The organism is Actinomycetospora callitridis (assembly GCF_028737265.1).
GTDB lineage: Bacteria > Actinomycetota > Actinomycetes > Mycobacteriales > Pseudonocardiaceae > Actinomycetospora > Actinomycetospora callitridis.
The window spans coordinates 782,609-800,201 of sequence record NZ_JAQZAK010000002.1 but is presented as its reverse complement, the minus strand read 5'-3'; the positions used below and the strand labels follow the sequence as shown (position 1 = coordinate 800,201).

The following is a 17,593-nucleotide window of genomic DNA, read 5'->3' as shown; positions in this document are numbered from 1 at the left end:
CGCGGGTCTCAGCGTGCCTCGGCCAGCAGGTCGGCCATCCGGGTGACGCCGACGCGCAGGTCCTCGTCCCCGAGGGCGTAGGAGAGCCGGAAGTAGCCGGGCGTCCCGAACGCCTCGCCCGGCACCACGGCCACCTCGGCGTGCTCGAGGATGAGCGCGGCGAGGTCGACGCTGGTTTGCGGGCGCTCGCCGCGCAGCTCGCGTCCGAGCAGGCCCGCCACCGACGGGTAGGCGTAGAACGCGCCCTGCGGGGTCGGGCAGGTGATGCCGTCGATGCCCGAGAGCAGCTCGACGATCAGCCGGCGGCGGCGGTCGAACGCCTCGCGCATCTCGGCGACCGCGTCGAGGGGCCCGGAGACGGCGGCGAGCGCCGCGCGCTGGGCGACGTTGCAGACGTTCGAGGTCAGGTGCGACTGCATGTTGACGCCGGCCGCGACCACGTCGGCGGGCCCGATCATCCAGCCGACGCGCCACCCGGTCATGGCGTAGGTCTTGGCGACGCCGTTGAGCACGACGCAGCGGTCGGCGATCTCGGGCACGGCGACGGGCATCGACACGTGCTCGGCGCCGTCGTAGGTCAGGTGCTCGTAGATCTCATCGGCGATCACCCAGACGCCGTGCTCGGCCGCCCAGCGCCCGACGGCCTCGACGAGCGCCCGCGGCGCGACCGCGCCCGTGGGGTTCGACGGCGAGCACCACAGCAGCGCCTTGGTGTTCGGCGTGCGCGCGGCCTCGAGGGCCTCGACGGTCGGCAGGAAGTCGGTGGACTCGTCGGTGCCGAGGACGACCGGCTCGCCGCCGGCCATGCGCACGGCCTCGGGGTAGGTCGTCCAGTACGGCGCGGGCAGCAGGACCTCGTCGCCCGGGTCGATCAGCGTCGCGAACGCCTCGAACACGGCCTGCTTGCCGCCGTTGGTGACGAGCACCTGGCGCGCCTCGACCTGCCAGCCCGAGTCCCGCGCGGTCTTCGTCGCGATCGCGTCGCGCAGCTCGGGGAGCCCGGCGGCGGGGGAGTAGCGGTGGTTCTTGGGGTCCGAGCACGCCGCGATCGCCGCGTCCACCACCGGCTGCGGGGTGGGGAAGTCGGGCTCACCCGCGCCGAAGCCGATGACCGGCCGGCCGGCCGCCTTGAGGGCCTTCGCCTTCGCGTCCACGGCCAGCGTGGCCGACTCCGCGATCCCGCCCACACGGGCCGAGATCCGGCGGTCGGTCGCGGTGGACTGGAGCGAGGTCACCGATGCCATGTCACAGATATTGGCAGACAGCAGCGACAGCGTTCCCGGCCAGGTCCCGCCGTGGCCAGGGGTCGGGGCGCTGCTCCCGCGGGTCGTTGCGTACCATCGATGGTCGGGACGGTTCGTCCGTCGTCCTCGCGCGTCCGTCGGCGTGCCGGGAACGACCTCGGATCGTCCGGGCGGGCCTCCGGGTCCGCCACAGGGGCGTAGCTCAATTGGCAGAGCAGCGGTCTCCAAAACCGCAGGTTGCAGGTTCAAGTCCTGTCGCCCCTGCACTACACGACAACGGGCCCGCCGGCCGGCGGGACGATGGACGAGGACGGTGAGGACGGCCCCGTGAGCGAGGACAGCAGCCGACGTCGGCGCGCGAGCGACGACGACGAGGCGCGTCCGGTCACCGCCGCCGGCCGTCGACGGCGGGCCTCCGGCGACGGTGCCGGGGACGCCGCGGACACCGGCACGTCACGGCGTCCCGGCGGCAAGGGCACGACCACCCCGACGCGCGACCGGGCGCAGGCCGAGCCGGAGGGCTCGCTCATCACGCGCCTGCGCCGGTTCCTGCGCGAGGTCGTGGCCGAGCTCCGCAAGGTCCACTGGCCGACCCGACGGCAGATCGTGGTCTACACGTTCGTCGTCCTCGTGTTCGTGGCGTTCATGGTGTCCCTGGTGGCGGCCCTCGACTGGGTGTTCGCCAAGGCCGTGTTCGCCCTCTTCGGCTGACCGTTCCGCGAGCGGCCGGCCGGGCACCTCCGCGGTGCCCGCCGTGCAAAGGAAGTGAGACGAGAAGTGACCTCCGCAGGATCCGGCGCAGACTCCGAGACCACCACCCCCGAAGGCGGCGAGCCCGAGCTCGTCGGTGAAGCCCGCACGCGCGGCGTCATGGTGCGTGAGGGCAGTGGGACGTACGGGGATCTCAGCACCGAGGAGAACCCGGCGACGCTCGACGACGCCGCGGTGGCCCGCGCCGGCCAGGAGGCCCGCGAGGCCGCCGACGACGCCGATGACGAGAGCGCCGAGGACGAGGTCGACGCCGAGGCCGAGCTGCAGGCCGCGCGGGCGGCGCTCGGCGGACCGGCCGACGAGGACGACTCCGACCTCCCCGAGGAGTCGGCGGGTACCGGCGACGTCGCCGCGCGCGGCGACACCGAGGACGACATCGCCGTCGACGAGACGCCGGTCGAGGAGCCCGCCGCCGAGGTCGAGGAGGAGGAGGTCGACCCGGCGCAGGCCCTCAAGGACTCGCTGCGTCTGGCCCCCGGCGACTGGTACGTCGTGCACTCCTACGCGGGCTACGAGAACAAGGTGAAGGCCAACCTCGAGACCCGCGTGCAGACGCTGGACGTCGAGGAGTTCATCTTCCAGGTCGAGGTGCCCACCGAAGAGGTCACCGAGATCAAGAACGGGCAGCGCAAGCAGGTCCAGCGCAAGGTGCTGCCGGGCTACATCCTCGTGCGGATGGAGCTCAACGACGCCTCGTGGAGCGCCGTGCGCAACACGCCGGGCGTCACCGGCTTCGTCGGGGCCACCTCCCGTCCGTCGCCGCTGACCCTCGACGAGGTCGTCAAGTTCCTCCTGCCGAGGCAGGAGACGCCGAAGAAGGCCAAGGGTGCCGACAAGTCGGGCACCGAGTCCTTCGGCGCCAAGCCCGCCGTCGAGGTCGACTTCGAGGTCGGCGAGTCGGTCACCGTCATGGACGGCCCGTTCGCGACGCTGCCCGCCAGCATCTCCGAGGTCAACGTCGACGCCCAGAAGCTGAAGGTGCTCGTCTCGATCTTCGGCCGCGAGACCCCGGTCGAGCTCGGGTTCAACCAGGTCTCCAAGATTTAAGGCACCACCCAGCACAACGCAGTAGAGGAATCCGATGCCCCCGAAGAAGAGGCGACTCTCCGCAGTCGTCAAGCTGCAGATCAACGCCGGCGCGGCCACGCCGGCCCCGCCCGTCGGCCCGGCCCTGGGTCAGCACGGCGTGAACATCATGGAGTTCTGCAAGGCCTACAACGCCGCCACCGAGGCGCAGCGTGGTCAGGTCGTGCCGGTGGAGATCTCGGTCTACGAGGACCGGTCCTTCACCTTCGAGCTCAAGACCCCGCCGGCGGCCAAGCTGCTGCTCGCCGCGGCCGGCGTGAAGTCCGGCTCCGCGACGCCGCACAGCAAGAAGGTCGGGTCGGTCACCGCGGACCAGGTCCGCGAGATCGCCCAGACCAAGATGGCGGACCTCAACGCGAACGACCTCGACCAGGCGTCGAAGATCATCGCCGGCACCGCCCGGTCGATGGGTCTGACCGTCGCAGACTGAGCAGTGTGACCCGCGCCGACCCGGTCGGCGACACGTGGGAGGGCGGCGCAGCCCTGACCACCACTGATCCATCAGGACAAGGACAGACATGAAGCGCAGCAAGGCCTATCAGAACGCCGCCGAGAAGGTGGACTTCGACAAGCTCTACGCCCCGCTCGAGGGCATCGAGCTCGCCCGGGAGACGTCGCCGACGTCGATGGACGCGACCGTCGAGGTCGCCATGCGCCTGGGTGTCGACCCGCGCAAGGCCGACCAGATGGTCCGCGGCACCGTCAACCTGCCGCACGGCACCGGCAAGACCGCCCGCGTCATCGTGTTCGCCACCGGCGACAAGGCGCGCGAGGCCGAGTCGGCCGGCGCCGACGTGGTGGGGTCGGACGACCTCATCGAGCGCATCCAGGGCGGCTGGCTCGACTTCGACGCCGCCGTCGCCGCGCCCGACCAGATGGCCAAGGTCGGCCGCGTGGCCCGCATCCTCGGCCCCCGCGGGCTCATGCCGAACCCGAAGACCGGCACGGTCACCCCGGACGTCGCCCGCGCCGTCGGCGACATCAAGGGCGGCAAGGTGAACTTCCGCGTCGACAAGCAGGCCAACCTGCACCTGATCATCGGCAAGGCGAGCTTCGACGTCGAGAAGCTCGTCGAGAACTACGGCGCCGCGCTCGACGAGATCCTGCGCGTGAAGCCGTCGGCCGCGAAGGGCCGCTACGTCAAGAAGATCACCGTCACCACGACCATGGGCCCGGGCATCCCGGTCGACCCGAACCGCACGCGCAACCTGCTCACCGCGGACTCCTGACCTGACGCCCCCGTGCCGGTGAGCGGTGGGAGCGCGACGTAGGAGCGCTCCCACCGCATCACTCGGTGCGGTTGGGTTACCGGGCCCTGGTGTCCAGGGTCCCCGAGGTCCCCGCGTAGACTGAGAACCAGATCGAACCCCGATCCACCCGAGACCGCTGGTCTCCGCCCGGGCCATTGCACGTCAGGCCCGAGCGGACGAAGGCCCCACGAGGGGCGTCCCGCGCAGGAGGACGAGGGCAGCGAGTCCGCCGGGCCCCGGCCCGTGCGTCACCTCCACGCCCCGTGCGCCTGCGCACGGGGCGTTCGTCGTTCCGGGCCCCGCACACCGCGGTCGCCCGAGTACGCAGAGAGGAGGCGCGCATGGCTACAGAGACCGAGAGGCCTCCGAACGCCGACAAGGTGGCCGCGGTCGCCGAGATCGCCGCGGAGTTCCGCGACGCGTCGGCGATGGTCGTCACCGAGTACCGCGGCCTGTCGATGAAGCAGATCTCGCAGCTGCGGCGTTCGCTGGGCACGGACGTCACCTACACGGTCGCGAAGAACACCCTGGTCAAGCGGGCTGCCGCCGACGCCGGGGTCGAGGGTCTCGACGACCTGCTCGTCGGCCCGACGGCCATCGCGTTCGTCAGCGGGGAGCCCGTGGACGCCGCCAAGGCGCTCCGCGACTTCCAGCGCGACAACAAGGCCCTGGTCGTCAAGGGCGGCTACATGGAGGGCCGCGCGCTCTCCGCCGTCGAGGTCACCCAGCTCGCGGACCTCGAGTCCCGCGAGGTGCTGCTGGGCAAGCTGGCCGGCGCCATGAAGGGCAACCTCACGAAGGCCGCCCAGCTGTTCAGCGCCCCGGCCTCGCAGGTCGCGCGTCTCGCGCAGGCCCTGCAGGACAAGCGGGCCGCCGAGGGCACCTCGAGCACCGAGGACGCCGTCGCGGCGGTCGAGTCCGCCGACGCCGAGGCCGCCACCGAGGCCGCCGCCGAGAACACCGAGACCGCCGACGCCTGAGTGCGGCCGGTCCCGTCCCCATCACTGACCATTCTTTAGGAGCCACCATGGCGAAGATGTCCACCGACGAGCTGCTCGACGCCTTCAAGGACATGACCCTGATCGAGCTCTCCGAGTTCGTGAAGAAGTTCGAGGAGGTCTTCGAGGTCACCGCGGCGGCGCCGGTCGCCGCGGCCGCCGCCCCGGCCGCCGGCGGTGCCGCCGCCCCGGTCGAGGAGGAGAAGGACGAGTTCAACGTCGTCCTCGAGGGCGCCGGCGACAAGAAGATCCAGGTCATCAAGGTCGTCCGCGAGGTCGTCTCGGGCCTGGGCCTCAAGGAGGCCAAGGAGCTCGTCGAGAGCGCCCCGAAGCCGATCCTCGAGGGCGTCAACAAGGAGGCCGCCGACGCGGCCAAGGCCAAGCTCGAGGAGGCCGGCGCCAAGATCAGCCTGACCTGATCTCGGCGCGCACGAGCGCTGCACGGAACGTACGGGGCGGGGACCGGTCGGTCCCCGCCCCGTCGTCGTCTCCGGCCCCGTCAAGCCCGCGTCCGGGCGTCCCCGGAGCGAGTGGTGCGGCACACGCTGATGCGTCACGCGGCATCGACCGGTCCACCGAACGCGTGAGTCCGACCGCTCGTCGCCACCCGTGCGGCGCAAGGAACCGTCGTGTCCGGTCGATCACGCCCCGGCGTCTGCCCAACTTTGCGCGTGAGTAACCTCCGGCAGAACCCCGTCGTTGTAGACGTGACGCCCCTCTCGCGGGGTGCCGGCCACATGACGTCGGTGACACAGCGGGCGCGCATCAGGTCGACACGACGACGACAGTGGGAGGACTCCGATGGCGGGCGTCGAGGTCGGGATCAAGAACCTCTCGAAGTCCTTCGGCAGCTCCAACATCTGGTCCGACGTCACGCTGACGCTGCCGGCCGGTGAGGTGAGTGTCCTGCTCGGCCCGTCGGGTACGGGTAAGTCGGTGCTCCTGAAGTCGATCATCGGACTGCTGAAGCCCGAGAAGGGCTCGATCTTCATCCACGACACCGACCTCGTGCGGTGCTCGGAGTCGAAGCTCTACGAGATCCGGAAACTGTTCGGGGTGCTGTTCCAGGACGGCGCGCTGTTCGGTTCCATGAACATCTTCGACAACATCGCCTTCCCTCTTCGTGAGCACACCAAGAAGGACGAGAAGGAAATCGCCGACATCGTCATGGAGAAGCTCGACCTGGTCGGTCTCGGCGGCGCGGAGGACAAGCTCCCCGGCGAGATCTCCGGCGGCATGAAGAAGCGCGCCGGTCTGGCCCGCGCGCTGGTGCTCGACCCCGAGATCATCCTGGTCGACGAGCCGGACTCCGGCCTGGACCCGGTGCGCACGGCGTACCTCAACCAGCTGATCGTCGACCTCAACGCCCAGCTCGACGCGACGATCCTCATCGTCACCCACCACCTCGGGACGGCGCGCTCGCTGCCGGACAACATCGGGATGCTGTTCCGCAAGAACCTGGTGATGTTCGGGCCGCGCGAGGTGCTCCTGACCTCCGAGGAGCCGGTGGTTCAGCAGTTCCTCCAGGGCCGGCGCATCGGCCCGATCGGGATGTCCGAGGAGAAGGACTCGGCCCAGATGGAGGCCGAGATGGAGGAGCTGAAGAAGAAGGGCGGCGCGGCGGAGTCCGAGGAGTCCTTCATCGACCCGCAGCTCGAGGTCAGCGAGGGCGTGCCCGAGCGCAAGGCGGTGCAGCGGCGCAAGGACCGCGTCATGCAGGTCCTGCACACCCTGCCGCCCAAGGCGCAGACGGCGATCCTCGAGCAGCTCACCGAGGAGGACCAGGAGCGCTACGGCATCTCCCGGGACCAGGACCGCACCGAGCTCATCGAGATCACCCGGAACAACCCGCCCGAGGACGCCGACCCGTTCGGCTACCAGGCCATGGCCGAGGCCGAGGACAACTCGATGGTCGAGGACTCCCCGGCCGGCGAGGGCGAGGGCGAGGGCGACCAGGCCGGCAGCGGCGACCCCGACGCGGACGCCGAGGCCCGCAAGGCACCGCCCGCACCGCCGGAGTCCGACGAGCCCCTCGTGGGTGTCCCCGCCGACGAGGACGCCGGCGGCACCGTCGTGCTGCCCCAGGCGGGGGAGCACACGAAGGAGGGCGACGAGCAGTCCGACGAGAGCGGCGCCGGCTCCTCGGACCAGCAGTCGCAGGACCAGCAGGACTCGAGCCAGCAGGGCTCCGACCAGGACCGGGGCGACGACCCGCCGACCGAGCAGATCCAGGTCGTCCGGGACGACTCCGGCCAGGACCAGGGCGGCCAGGACCAGGGCGGCCAGCAGCAGGCCCAGGACCAGCGGACCGAGCAGGTCGCCGCCGCGGGAGCGGCGGGCGCCGCGGGTGCCGCCGCGGCCCGGTCCGACGACGCCGAGACCACCGGACGCCACCACTGGCGCGGCGAGGACGCCGGCGCCCCGGCCGATCAGGGAGGCGACCAGGGTGTCGCCGGCCTGGTCCCGATGGCGGCCCGCCCGGCGCGCGAGGACGGCGGCCAGCAGCAGGGTCAGAGCCAGCAGAGCCAGGGCCAGCAGCAGGGCCAGGGCCAGCAGGGCGCCCGCAGCGGCCGCGAGACCGAGCGCTCGGGCTGGGCCCAGCCGAACGCCGGCCAGGACGCCGCCCCCGACCCCCGCGGGGAGACGACGAACGACCCGCCCGCCGAGGGCGGGCCGGGGTCCCCGCAGCAGGCCCCGCCGGGCGGCGAGTCGTCCGGTGACGTGCCGCGCGGCCGCGAGGACGACGACAGCAAGCTCGGCGGTCTGCGTCGCATGTTCCGCCGGAGCGGCTCGTGAGCAACCGTCTCGCGACCGGGAACTTCCCCGGCGCCGGCGCGCTCACCGCGACCGGGAAGATGTTCGCTCTCGGCCTCGACGTCATCGTCGGGATCTTCCAGCGGCCGTTCCAGACCCGCGAGTTCATCGACCAGTGCTGGTTCATCTCCCGCGTCTGCATCCTCCCCGCGGCGCTGGTGTCGATCTCCTTCGGCTCGGTCATCTCGCTGCAGCTGGGGTCGCTGATCCGGCAGTTCGGTGCGCAGTCGTTCTCCGGCGCGGCGAGCACGCTGGCGGTCATCCAGCAGGCGGCACCCGTCATCTGCGCGCTCCTCGTGGCCGGGGCCGGCGGATCGGCGATCTGCGCCGACCTCGGCGCCCGCACCATCCGCGAGGAGATCGACGCGATGGAGGTGCTGGGCATCAACCCGATCCAGCGCCTGGTGGTGCCCCGGGTGCTCGCCTCGATCCTCGTGTCGGCGCTGCTGTTCGGCCTCGTCTCGATCGTCGGCGTCGCCGGCGGCTACTACTTCAACGTGGTCCTGCAGGGCGTCACCCCGGGCGCCTACGTGCAGGGCTTCTCCGCCCTGTCGAAGCCGACCGACCTCCTGGTCGGCTTCGTCAAGGCCGCCCTGTTCGGGCTGGCCGCCGGGATCGTCGCCGCGTTCCGCGGCCTCAACCCCGCCGGCGGCCCGAAAGGCGTGGGCGACGCGGTCAACCAGGCCGTCGTCATCACGTTCATCCTCCTGTTCGCGATCAACGTGATCGTGACGGCCGTGTACCTCAACCTCGTTCCCCCGACCAAGTTCTGACCAGCTCGACGTTCTGACCGCCGCTCCCCAGGCCAGGAATCGATGACGATCACTTCACGCGCACGTCGTGCCGCCAGCGCGCCGCTCGGTGTCCTCGACACCCTCGGCGACCAGGCGTCCTTCTACGCGCGCACCATCGGCTGGATCCCCAAGTCGGTGACCCGCTACCAGCGCGAGGTCCTGCGGCTCCTGACCGAGGTCGCCTTCGGGTCGGGCGCGCTCGCCCTCATCGGCGGCACCGTCGTCATCGTCGCCACGCTGACCTTCTTCACCGGCTCGGTGGTCGGCCTCCAGAGCTACTCGGCGCTGAACCAGATCGGCACCTCGGCGTTCTCCGGCTTCGTCACGGCGTACTTCAACACCCGCGAGGTCGCCCCGCTGGTCTCCGCGCTGGCGCTGTCCGCGACGGTCGGCGCCGGCTTCACCGCCCAGCTCGGCGCGCAGCGGGTCTCGGAGGAGATCGACGCCCTCGAGGTCATGGCGGTGCCGTCGCTGCCGTTCCTCGTCACCACCCGCGTCGTCGCCGGCTTCATCGCCGTCATCCCGCTCTACGTCATCGGCCTGGTGGCCTCGTACCTCGCGGCGCGCCTGCTGGTCACGAACTTCTACACGCAGTCGCCGGGCACGTACGACCACTACTTCAACCTCTTCCTGCCGCCGCAGGACGTCATGTACTCCTTCGGCAAGGTGCTGGTCTTCGCCCTGGTGATCATCCTCGTGCACTGCTTCTACGGCTACAACGCCAGCGGCGGGCCGGCCGGCGTGGGTGTCGCGGTGGGCAACGCGGTGCGGAACTCGATCGTCATCTTCTCGGTCCTCGACAACCTGCTGACCCTGGCCATCTGGGGCACGACGACCTCGATCAGGATCGCCGGATGAGCGCGCCGACGCAGGACACGGAGCGCGACGAGCAGGGTCCGCAGCTCAAGGACAAGCGGCCTCCGCTCAGCCCGATCCGCCGCCGGTCGATGGGCGTCGCGCTCATCCTGGTGATGCTGCTGATCGTCGGGCTGTGCCTGGCCAACTTCAACAAGGTGTTCAAGCCGACGGAGACCGTCTACCTGCGCACGGCGACGGTGGGCAACCAGCTCTCCAAGCAGGGCGACGTGAAGGTCCGCGGCGTCATCGTCGGCGAGATCACCTCGATCGACAGCGACGGCTCGGGCGCGGTCATCGAGATGGCGATGAGCCCCGACTTCCTGCCGACCATCCCGAGCAACACGACGGCGACGCTCATCCCGAAGACGCTGTTCGGTGAGCGCTACGTGTCGCTGTCGATCCCGCCGGACGCGAGCCCCCGCCCGCTCCAGGAGGGCGACACCATCGCGCAGGACCGGTCGTCGAACGCGACGGAGACCGAGCAGGTGCTCAACAACCTGCTCCCGGTGCTCACCGCGGTCCAGCCGGAGAAGCTCTCGGACACCCTGGGCGCGGTCTCGCAGGCCCTGTCGGGCCGCGGCGAGCAGCTCGGCGACACGCTGGTGCTGCTCAACCAGTACGTCGAGGGCCTCAACCCGTCGCTGCCCGACCTCCAGGCGAACCTGCGGGCGCTGGCGCCGACGGCGGACATCTACAACCAGGCCGCGCCGGACCTGATCCTCGCGCTCGACAACCTCGTCACCACGAGCCGGACCCTCGTCGAGCAGCGGGCCGCGTTCGAGTCGACCTTCCGGTCGGTGACCTCGGCGTCCGACGTGACCACCGAGTTCCTGCGGGCCAACCGGGAGAACATCATCGAGCTGGCCGCCACGTCGCGGCCGATCCTCGAGCTCCTCGCGCGGTACAGCTCGGAGTTCCCGTGCCTGTTCCGGCAGCTCACCGACGTGACACCCCAGATCAACAACGTGCTCAGCCCGACGACCGGCGTCCTCATCGAAGCCGAGATCACGATCGACAACGGCAAGTACGTGCCCGGCGAGCAGCCGCAGTACCTCGACACCCGCGGCCCGCGTTGCTACCAGATCGAGGGCCAGGCCCCGCAGTTCCCGCCCGGCGGACCGATCCGGGACGGGTCGATCCCGCCCGATCCCTCGCGCGCCACGCAGGACGCCTACGCGGGCGGCGAGGGCGGCGAGATCGACGAGGAGTCGCAGACCGGTGACGACTCGCCGGCGACGGCGCGAGGTGGCGGCCGGACCGAGGGACAGTCCGCCCCCGGGCGCGTCGACGGCGCCAACATCGGCCTGCCCAACACCCCCAACTCACCCGAGGAGCGCCAGCTGGTGACCGAGGTGACGGCGATGCAGATGGGCGTGAGCCCGTCGCAGGTGCCCTCCTTCGCCCCGTACCTCAGCGCGGCGACGCTGCGCGGAGCCCAGGCGGAGTTCCGGTGAGGGGTCTCGCGGCGCCGCTGATCAAGCTGGCGATCTTCACCGTCGTCACGGTGCTCTCGGTGGCCGTGCTGCTCACGGCCGTCCAGAACTCGTACTTCGGCAGCACCGAGGACTACAAGGCGCGCTTCACCGACGCCTCGGGTCTCATCGCGGGCAGCGACGTGCGCATCGCCGGGGTCCGGGTCGGCCAGGTGACCGACGTGCAGCTGGTCGACCGCGACACCGCCGAGGTCTCGTTCAAGGTCGATGAGGCCCGCAAGCTGCCGGCCGGGTCGATCTTCTCGATCAAGTACCAGAACCTCGTCGGGCAGCGGTACCTCGAGGTCGCTCGCGGCAACGGACCCATGAACGCGATGCTGCGGCCCGGGGCGACCATCCCGGTGAACCAGACCCGCCCGCCGCTGAACCTCACGGTGGTGTTCAACGGCTTCAAGCCGCTGTTCCAGGCGCTGAACCCTGCCGACATCAACCAGCTGTCGTTCGAGATCATCCAGGTGCTCCAGGGCGAGGGCGGCACGGTCAACTCCCTGCTGGCCCGCACCGCGTCGCTGACGTCGACCATCGCGGACCGCGACGCCGTGATCGGCTCGCTGATCACGAACCTGAACACGGTCCTCGACACGGTCAACGCCCGTGACGAGCGGCTGTCCGGTCTGATCGTGTCGCTCCAGCAGCTGGTCAGCGGCCTCGCCGCCGACCGCGTCCGGATCGGGGAGACCCTGCAGCCGATCGCCGACCTGACCACGACGACGGCCGGCCTCCTCGACGAGGCGCGCCCGCCGCTGCGCGACGACATCGTCCAGCTCGGCCGGCTGTCGGCCAACCTCAACGACAACCGGGACCTCGTGGAGCGATTCCTGCGCCTGACCCCGCAGAAGGCCAACAACTTCGGGCGGGCCGGCAGCTACGGCTCCTGGTTCAACTTCTACCTCTGCGCGGTGGGCGGGACGATCAGTTTCGATCCGCTCCCCCTGCCCCCGATCGATGCTGGCTCCCTGATCCAACTCCCGGATACGGCGCAGCGATGCAACGGATGAAGCCGTTCCGCAAGCGGAACCCCCTGCCGATCGGCGCGGCCAGCCTCGCCATCCTGCTGCTGCTCACCGCGGCGTCCCTGAACATCCGGGACCTTCCCCTCATCGGGCAGGGCCCGACGTACTCGGCGCGCTTCAGCGAGTCGGCCGGTGTCCAGCCCGACGACGACGTCCGCATCGCGGGCATCCGGATCGGGACGGTCACCGACCTCGAGCTGGACGGCAAGGACGTCGTCATCTCGTTCAAGGCGCCGGACGCCTGGGTCGGCGACCGCACCTCGGCGTCGATCGAGATCAAGACGGTGCTCGGGCAGAAGTACATCAACCTCGAGCCCGCCGGCGAGGCGCCGCTCGACCCGGACGCCTCGATCCCGCGGGAGCGCACCCGGGCGCCGTTCGACGTCATCCAGGCATTCTCACAGCTCTCGACGACCGTCGAGGACCTCGACACCGACCAGCTCGGCCAGAGCCTCGGGGTCCTGTCCGAGACGCTCGACGGCGCGGCCGGCCCGGTGCGCGGTGCGCTCGACGGACTGAGCCGGCTCTCGCGCACCATCTCCTCGCGCGACCAGGAGCTGGCCCGTCTGCTCGCCAACACCCGAACGACCACCCAGGTGCTCGCCGACAGGGACGCCGAGGTCGAGCGGCTGATCAACGACGGCAACCTGCTGCTCGGTGAGCTGCGGGCCCGCAAGGCAGCGATCGACAACCTCCTGACCGGCACGATCGCGCTGTCCCAGCAGCTGCGTGGGCTGGTGGCCGACAACGAGGCGACGCTGCGGCCGACCCTCGAGCAGCTCGACGGCGTGCTCTCGACGCTGGAGGAGAACTCGGCGAACCTGGAGAACGGGCTGCGGCTGCTCGCGCCGTTCGCCCGGGTGTTCGCCAACGTCGTCGGCAACGGGCGCTGGTTCGACGCCTACATCTGCAACCTCGACCCGCCGGGCGACCAGAACTGCGACCCGGGCTCGAGCCTCGACCCGGCCAGCCTGGCCGGGCTCTTCAACCCGGCGCTGCTGCAGCAGATTCTGCAGAACGCGCTGGCCCAGATTCTCGGTCCGGTCGACCTGACGAACCTGCCCGCAGTGATCTCCGGACTGAGTCCGGCCCAGCTCGCGCAGTTCCAGGCTCTCCTGGGTGGCGGCCTGACACCTCAACAGTTGCAGATTCTCTTCCCGAACGGAGTGCCCGACGTGAACGCGCTGACCCAGGCGCTGGCGCCCGGTGCCGGTGGGGGGCTGCTCCCCGGTGCGGGGACGCCGCCCGGCGGTGCGGGCGGCGAAGGCGGAGGCAACTGATGTCGAACCGCATCGCGACGTTCCTCGAGAGCGCGGCCCGCACGCTCGCCGTGGCGCTGGTACTCGCACTCCTGGCCACGGCCGGACTCTGGTACGCGCTGCAGCGCGGCAGTCAGCGCACCGTCACCGCGTACTTCGAGAACACCGTCGGCCTCTACACCCAGAACGAGGTGACGATCCAGGGCATCCCGGTCGGCTCGGTCGACGAGATCGTGCCCCAGGGCGACGTCGTGCGCGTCACCCTCAAGGTCGACAACGACGCGCCGGTCATGGCGAACCCGCAGGCCGTGATCGTCGCCCCGACCCTGGTCAGCGACCGGTACGTCCAGCTCGGGCCGACCTACGAGGGCGGCCCGCAGCTGGCGGACGGTGCCATCATCCCGGTCGAGAAGACGGCCACGCCCGTCGAGCTCGACCGCGTCTACCAGAGCCTCGACACGATCGCCCGGTCCCTCGGCCCCAACGGCGCGAACCGGGCGGGGGCGCTCAACCAGCTGCTCCGCTCCTCAGCGGGCGCCCTCGGCGGCAACGGTGAGCTGCTCAAGAGCACGATCACCGAGCTCGGTGGCGCCGTGGGCACCCTGGCCGACAACCGCGACAACCTGTTCGCGACGGTCGACAACCTCGGCCAGTTCACGAACATGCTCGCCCGCAACGACGGCGCCGTCCGCGACCTGAACAACCAGCTCGCCGACATCTCGGCGTTCCTCGCCTCGGAGCGCGGCAACCTCTCCACGGTGCTCGCGACGCTGCCGCCGGCCCTGGACGACGTGGCCCGCTTCATCCGGGACAACCGCGACATCCTGCGGACCGACGTCCGCAAGCTGGCGAACATCACCGACATCCTCGTGCGCCAGCGCCGGGCGGTCACCGAGTTCACCAACGTCGCGCCGCTGGCCCTGGGCAACCTCACGAACTCGTACAACGCCCGGTCCGGAACGCTCGACGTGCGTCCGGTCCTCGCGCCGGAGCTCCTCGGCGCCGGGCTCGATCCGCGAGCGCTGATCTGCAGCCTGCTCGTGAACCAGCCGGGGCTCCCGGACGTCCTGGCGGGGCCTGCCGACCCCCTGCTCACCCAGGTGGCGCGGGCGTCGACGGTCTGCGGGGCCCTCCTGGGCGGCACGAACGCCGACGGCGAGGTCGTCGGCAACTCGGCCCTGGGCCTGTCGCTCGCGCCGATCAAGAATCTGCTGGACATCCTGGGCACCCAACCGTCGCTGAACGCGCTCGTGCCCGTCACGGCGCTGCCCGACGCGGCGGCACCGGCAGGCGGAGCCGGCGCCGGCGGTGGTGCGGCGCAACCGGGAGCCGGTGGCGCAGAGGGCGCACCCGACGAGGCGGCACCGACCGAGCCCGGGAGCGGCATCCTCGGCTTCGAGACCGTCGGAGGTGGGCAGTGAGCGCGCCGCAGGGAGGGTCGACGACCCGGCCGCGCCGTACCCGGCTGGCGGCACTCATGGTCGTGGCGCTCTTCGCCCTGACCGGCTGCGGGCTGCAGTCCCTCCAGGACCTCCCGCTACCCGGCGGCGCCGCGCTCGGCCCCGAGCCCTACACGGTCACGGCGCAGTTCACCAACGTCGTCGACCTCGTGCCGAACAACAGCGTCCGCGTCAACGACGTCCCGGTGGGCGTCGTCCGGGAGATCTCGCTCGCCCCCGACGGATGGACCGCCCAGGTCGTCGTCGAGGTCAACGGCGCGGTCGTCCTGCCGGCCAACTCCACGGCCCGCCTGCGTCAGACCAGCCTCCTCGGCGAGAAGTTCGTCGAGCTGATGCCCTCGCCCACCGACCCGCCGCAGGGCCGCCTCGCGGCCGGCACGGTGATCCCGGCCGACCGCACCGACGTCGGGGCGCAGGTCGAGGAGGTGCTCGGCGCGCTGTCGCTGCTGCTCAACGGCGGCGGTGTCGAGAAGGTCCAGACGATCGCCCGCGAGCTCAACGCGGCGACGACGGGGAACGAGGCCCAGCTGCGGTCCCTGTTGCAGAACCTCGACCAGTTCGTGGGCACGCTCGACCGGCAGAAGGCCGACATCGTGCGGGCGATCGACTCCCTGGAGCGGCTCAGCCGCACCCTGGTCGACCAGCGGGCGCGGATCGCCAACGTCATCGACAACCTCGGCCCGGGCCTCGACGTGCTCAACCAGCAGCGGGGCCTGCTCGTCGGCACGCTGCAGTCGCTGAACCGGCTCTCCGACGTCGGTACGGACGTCATCCGCCGCAGCCAGGCCAACACCGTCGCCGATCTGCGTGCGCTGCAGCCGATCCTGCGCAACCTCGTCGAGGCGGGGGACGCCCTGCCCGGCTCGCTCCAGATCCTGCTGACGATCCCGTTCGCGGACAACTCGCTCAACGTCATCAAGGGCGACTTCGCGAACATCGACGTCAGCCTCCAGATCAACGTCCAGGACCTGCTCACCGCCATCCTCAACAGCCCCGAGGTCCCGGGCGTGGACGCGATCTTCAAGTTGCTCCAGCCGCCGGGCACGACGCCGGTGGCAGGGGACGCGGCCGGCGGGGGAGCAGGCGGCTCGGGTGCACAGGGGTCGACGAACACGGCGGGTCTGGTTCCCCAGCTGCCCGGTCTCGGCGGAGGTAACGACGGATGATCGGCACCAAGACGCTGCGGCTGGTGGCGCTGTTCGCCGTCATCTCGATCATCGGCATCGGCTACGTCGGCCTGCGCTACGTCGGCGCCGACTCGTTGATCGGCCTCGGCCCGTACACGGCCAAGGTCCAGCTGGCCGACTCCGGCGGCATCTTCCCCGACGCCTCGGTCAGCTACCGCGGCGTCGAGATCGGCAAGGTCGGGGACATGCGGGTGACCCCGCAGGGCCTCGAGGTCGATCTCGAGATCGAGCAGGAGGCGCCTCCGGTCCCCACGTCGTCGATGGCGGTGATCGCCAACCGGTCCGCCGTCGGCGAGCAGTACGTGGACCTCCAGCCGCCGAACGACCGCGGCCCCTACCTCGACGAGGACTCGGTCATCCCGGTGTCGCAGACGCGGACCCCGGTGCCGGTCGACCAGCTGCTCGCCGACGTCAACGCCCTGGCGACGTCGGTCCCGCTGCCCGAGCTGCGGACCACCGTGGACGAGCTCTTCAACGCGTTCGACCGGGCCGGGCCCGACCTGCAGCGCCTGCTCGACTCGAGCAACGCGCTGATCCCCGACGCGATCGCGAACCTGCCGCAGACGCGCCAGCTGCTGCGCGACGGGCGGATCGTGCTGACCACCCAGAGCCAGCTCGGACCGCAGATCACGTCGTTCAGCCGAGACCTGCAGCTGTTCACGGCGCAGCTCAAGGCCGACGACCCCAACCTGCGCCGGCTCGTCACCGCGGCCCCGCCGGCCGCCCAGCAGCTCGAGGGGCTCATCCGCGACGTGGGGCCGGACCTCAGCCGCACGATCGCCAACCTGCTGACGATCACGCGGATCATCGAGCCGCGCCTGGCCGGCGTCGAGCAGATCCTCGTGACGTACCCGGCGCTGTCGGCGGCGGCCCCGTCCGTCCTCAAGGACGCCGATGACGCCGGCCCGGACGGACGGGTGCACTTCGGTCTCGTGCTGAACATCGCCGATCCGCCGTACTGCACCAACGGCTATCTCCAGCCCGACGCCGGCTGGCGTCCGGCGACCGCCAAGGACTTCATCCCCATGGACACCAGCGTCCGTTGTGCCGAGGCGCCGCCCGTCAACGTCCGTGGGGCCCAGAACCTGCCCGCGCCGTTCAACTCGGAGAACCCCGGTAACCCCGCCGACGCCGGGGGGACGGGCCCGTCGCAGAATGAGCAGCAGGACTCCACCGCGCTGGCCTCTCTGCCCGCGGGCGGAGTCCTGGAGGGCAGCGAGCGCGGCGCACCGCCGGTGATCATCCCGGGGCTGGGCGACTGACCCCCACGCACGACCCCGCCGGGCGCTCCCCGACAGCCCGGCGGACGACCTGAGGAGCTGAGCGCCACGTCCACGACGACGGCCGAGAAGGCCCCCGACACCGA

15 protein-coding genes, 1 tRNA gene and 1 pseudogene are annotated in these 17,593 nt (G+C 71.0%); 16 read left to right on the top strand and 1 reads right to left on the bottom strand.

Annotated features, from left to right (window positions below):
• Positions 1–8: 8 nt before the first annotated feature.
• A complete protein-coding gene (locus tag PH191_RS09675) occupies positions 9–1,244 on the bottom strand; it encodes a pyridoxal phosphate-dependent aminotransferase (RefSeq protein ID WP_274194372.1) in 1,236 nt (411 codons plus the stop codon).
• A gap of 191 nt (positions 1,245–1,435) precedes the next feature.
• Between PH191_RS09675 and PH191_RS09670 the strand changes: the two genes are divergently transcribed.
• The 16 genes and pseudogenes from PH191_RS09670 to PH191_RS09595 all read left to right on the top strand — a co-directional run bounded on the left by PH191_RS09670 (position 1,436) and on the right by PH191_RS09595 (position 17,489).
• A tRNA-Trp gene (locus PH191_RS09670) sits at positions 1,436–1,508 on the top strand.
• Between the two features lie 63 nt (positions 1,509–1,571).
• Positions 1,572–1,955: a preprotein translocase subunit SecE gene (gene secE / locus PH191_RS09665; protein WP_274194371.1), complete on the top strand. Its 384-nt coding sequence runs from the start codon at positions 1,572–1,574 to the stop codon at positions 1,953–1,955.
• A gap of 66 nt (positions 1,956–2,021) precedes the next feature.
• Entirely contained in the window at positions 2,022–3,062 is a 1,041-nt protein-coding gene (nusG, locus tag PH191_RS09660; RefSeq protein WP_274194370.1) for a transcription termination/antitermination protein NusG, read from the top strand.
• A gap of 34 nt (positions 3,063–3,096) precedes the next feature.
• Complete coding sequence (rplK, locus tag PH191_RS09655) at positions 3,097–3,531, top strand: 50S ribosomal protein L11 (protein WP_274194369.1); 435 nt, start codon at positions 3,097–3,099, stop codon at positions 3,529–3,531.
• 88 nt (positions 3,532–3,619) lie between these two features.
• Complete coding sequence (gene rplA, locus PH191_RS09650; RefSeq protein WP_274194368.1) at positions 3,620–4,330, top strand: 50S ribosomal protein L1; 711 nt, start codon at positions 3,620–3,622, stop codon at positions 4,328–4,330.
• A gap of 362 nt (positions 4,331–4,692) precedes the next feature.
• The gene (gene rplJ, locus PH191_RS09645) at positions 4,693–5,331 is read left to right on the top strand and encodes a 50S ribosomal protein L10 (protein WP_274194367.1); all 639 of its coding nucleotides are present in this window, start codon (positions 4,693–4,695) and stop codon (positions 5,329–5,331) included.
• Positions 5,332–5,378: 47 nt separating this feature from the next.
• Positions 5,379–5,768 carry a 50S ribosomal protein L7/L12 gene (gene rplL / locus PH191_RS09640; protein ID WP_274190786.1) on the top strand — a complete coding sequence of 130 codons (390 nt, stop codon included), beginning with the start codon at positions 5,379–5,381 and terminating at the stop codon, positions 5,766–5,768.
• A 382-nt stretch (positions 5,769–6,150) separates the two neighbouring features.
• A pseudogene (locus PH191_RS09635) lies at positions 6,151–7,149 on the top strand (ABC transporter ATP-binding protein); the annotation flags it as partial.
• A 1,055-nt stretch (positions 7,150–8,204) separates the two neighbouring features.
• Complete coding sequence (locus PH191_RS09630; RefSeq protein ID WP_274194709.1) at positions 8,205–8,936, top strand: MlaE family ABC transporter permease; 732 nt, start codon at positions 8,205–8,207, stop codon at positions 8,934–8,936.
• A 42-nt stretch (positions 8,937–8,978) separates the two neighbouring features.
• Positions 8,979–9,815, top strand: a complete 837-nt coding sequence (locus PH191_RS09625) for an MlaE family ABC transporter permease (RefSeq protein ID WP_274194366.1) — start codon at positions 8,979–8,981, stop codon at positions 9,813–9,815.
• A complete protein-coding gene (locus PH191_RS09620; protein WP_274194365.1) occupies positions 9,812–11,269 on the top strand; it encodes an MCE family protein in 1,458 nt (485 codons plus the stop codon). Before PH191_RS09625 ends, PH191_RS09620 begins: the two co-directional genes overlap by 4 nt.
• On the top strand, positions 11,266–12,306 hold the full coding sequence (locus PH191_RS09615; RefSeq protein WP_274194364.1) for an MCE family protein: 1,041 nt from the start codon (positions 11,266–11,268) through the stop codon (positions 12,304–12,306). The genes PH191_RS09620 and PH191_RS09615 overlap by 4 nt, the downstream gene beginning before the upstream one ends.
• Positions 12,294–13,601 (top strand): MCE family protein, encoded by a 1,308-nt coding sequence (locus PH191_RS09610; protein ID WP_337994055.1) that lies wholly within the window; start codon positions 12,294–12,296, stop codon positions 13,599–13,601. The genes PH191_RS09615 and PH191_RS09610 overlap by 13 nt, the downstream gene beginning before the upstream one ends.
• Positions 13,601–15,001, top strand: coding sequence for an MCE family protein (locus PH191_RS09605; protein ID WP_274194363.1), 1,401 nt, complete (start codon positions 13,601–13,603; stop codon positions 14,999–15,001). The genes PH191_RS09610 and PH191_RS09605 overlap by 1 nt, the downstream gene beginning before the upstream one ends.
• Entirely contained in the window at positions 14,998–16,206 is a 1,209-nt protein-coding gene (locus tag PH191_RS09600; protein WP_274194362.1) for an MCE family protein, read from the top strand. Before PH191_RS09605 ends, PH191_RS09600 begins: the two co-directional genes overlap by 4 nt.
• Positions 16,203–17,489 carry an MCE family protein gene (locus tag PH191_RS09595; protein WP_274194361.1) on the top strand — a complete coding sequence of 429 codons (1,287 nt, stop codon included), beginning with the start codon at positions 16,203–16,205 and terminating at the stop codon, positions 17,487–17,489. Before PH191_RS09600 ends, PH191_RS09595 begins: the two co-directional genes overlap by 4 nt.
• The last annotated feature ends 104 nt before the right edge of the window (positions 17,490–17,593 follow it).

What these genes read in the sequence shown, in the direction of transcription:
- PH191_RS09675 (WP_274194372.1), bottom strand. Translation starts at nt 1,244, where the DNA reads ATGGCATCGGTGACCTCGCTCCAGTCCACCGCGACCGACCGCCGGATC.
- rplK (WP_274194369.1), top strand. Translation starts at nt 3,097, where the DNA reads ATGCCCCCGAAGAAGAGGCGACTCTCCGCAGTCGTCAAGCTGCAGATC.
- rplA (WP_274194368.1), top strand. Translation starts at nt 3,620, where the DNA reads ATGAAGCGCAGCAAGGCCTATCAGAACGCCGCCGAGAAGGTGGACTTC.
- rplJ (WP_274194367.1), top strand. Translation starts at nt 4,693, where the DNA reads ATGGCTACAGAGACCGAGAGGCCTCCGAACGCCGACAAGGTGGCCGCG.
- rplL (WP_274190786.1), top strand. Translation starts at nt 5,379, where the DNA reads ATGGCGAAGATGTCCACCGACGAGCTGCTCGACGCCTTCAAGGACATG.
- PH191_RS09630 (WP_274194709.1), top strand. Translation starts at nt 8,205, where the DNA reads ATGTTCGCTCTCGGCCTCGACGTCATCGTCGGGATCTTCCAGCGGCCG.
- PH191_RS09625 (WP_274194366.1), top strand. Translation starts at nt 8,979, where the DNA reads ATGACGATCACTTCACGCGCACGTCGTGCCGCCAGCGCGCCGCTCGGT.
- PH191_RS09620 (WP_274194365.1), top strand. Translation starts at nt 9,812, where the DNA reads ATGAGCGCGCCGACGCAGGACACGGAGCGCGACGAGCAGGGTCCGCAG.
- PH191_RS09610 (WP_337994055.1), top strand. Translation starts at nt 12,294, where the DNA reads ATGCAACGGATGAAGCCGTTCCGCAAGCGGAACCCCCTGCCGATCGGC.
- PH191_RS09605 (WP_274194363.1), top strand. Translation starts at nt 13,601, where the DNA reads ATGTCGAACCGCATCGCGACGTTCCTCGAGAGCGCGGCCCGCACGCTC.
- PH191_RS09595 (WP_274194361.1), top strand. Translation starts at nt 16,203, where the DNA reads ATGATCGGCACCAAGACGCTGCGGCTGGTGGCGCTGTTCGCCGTCATC.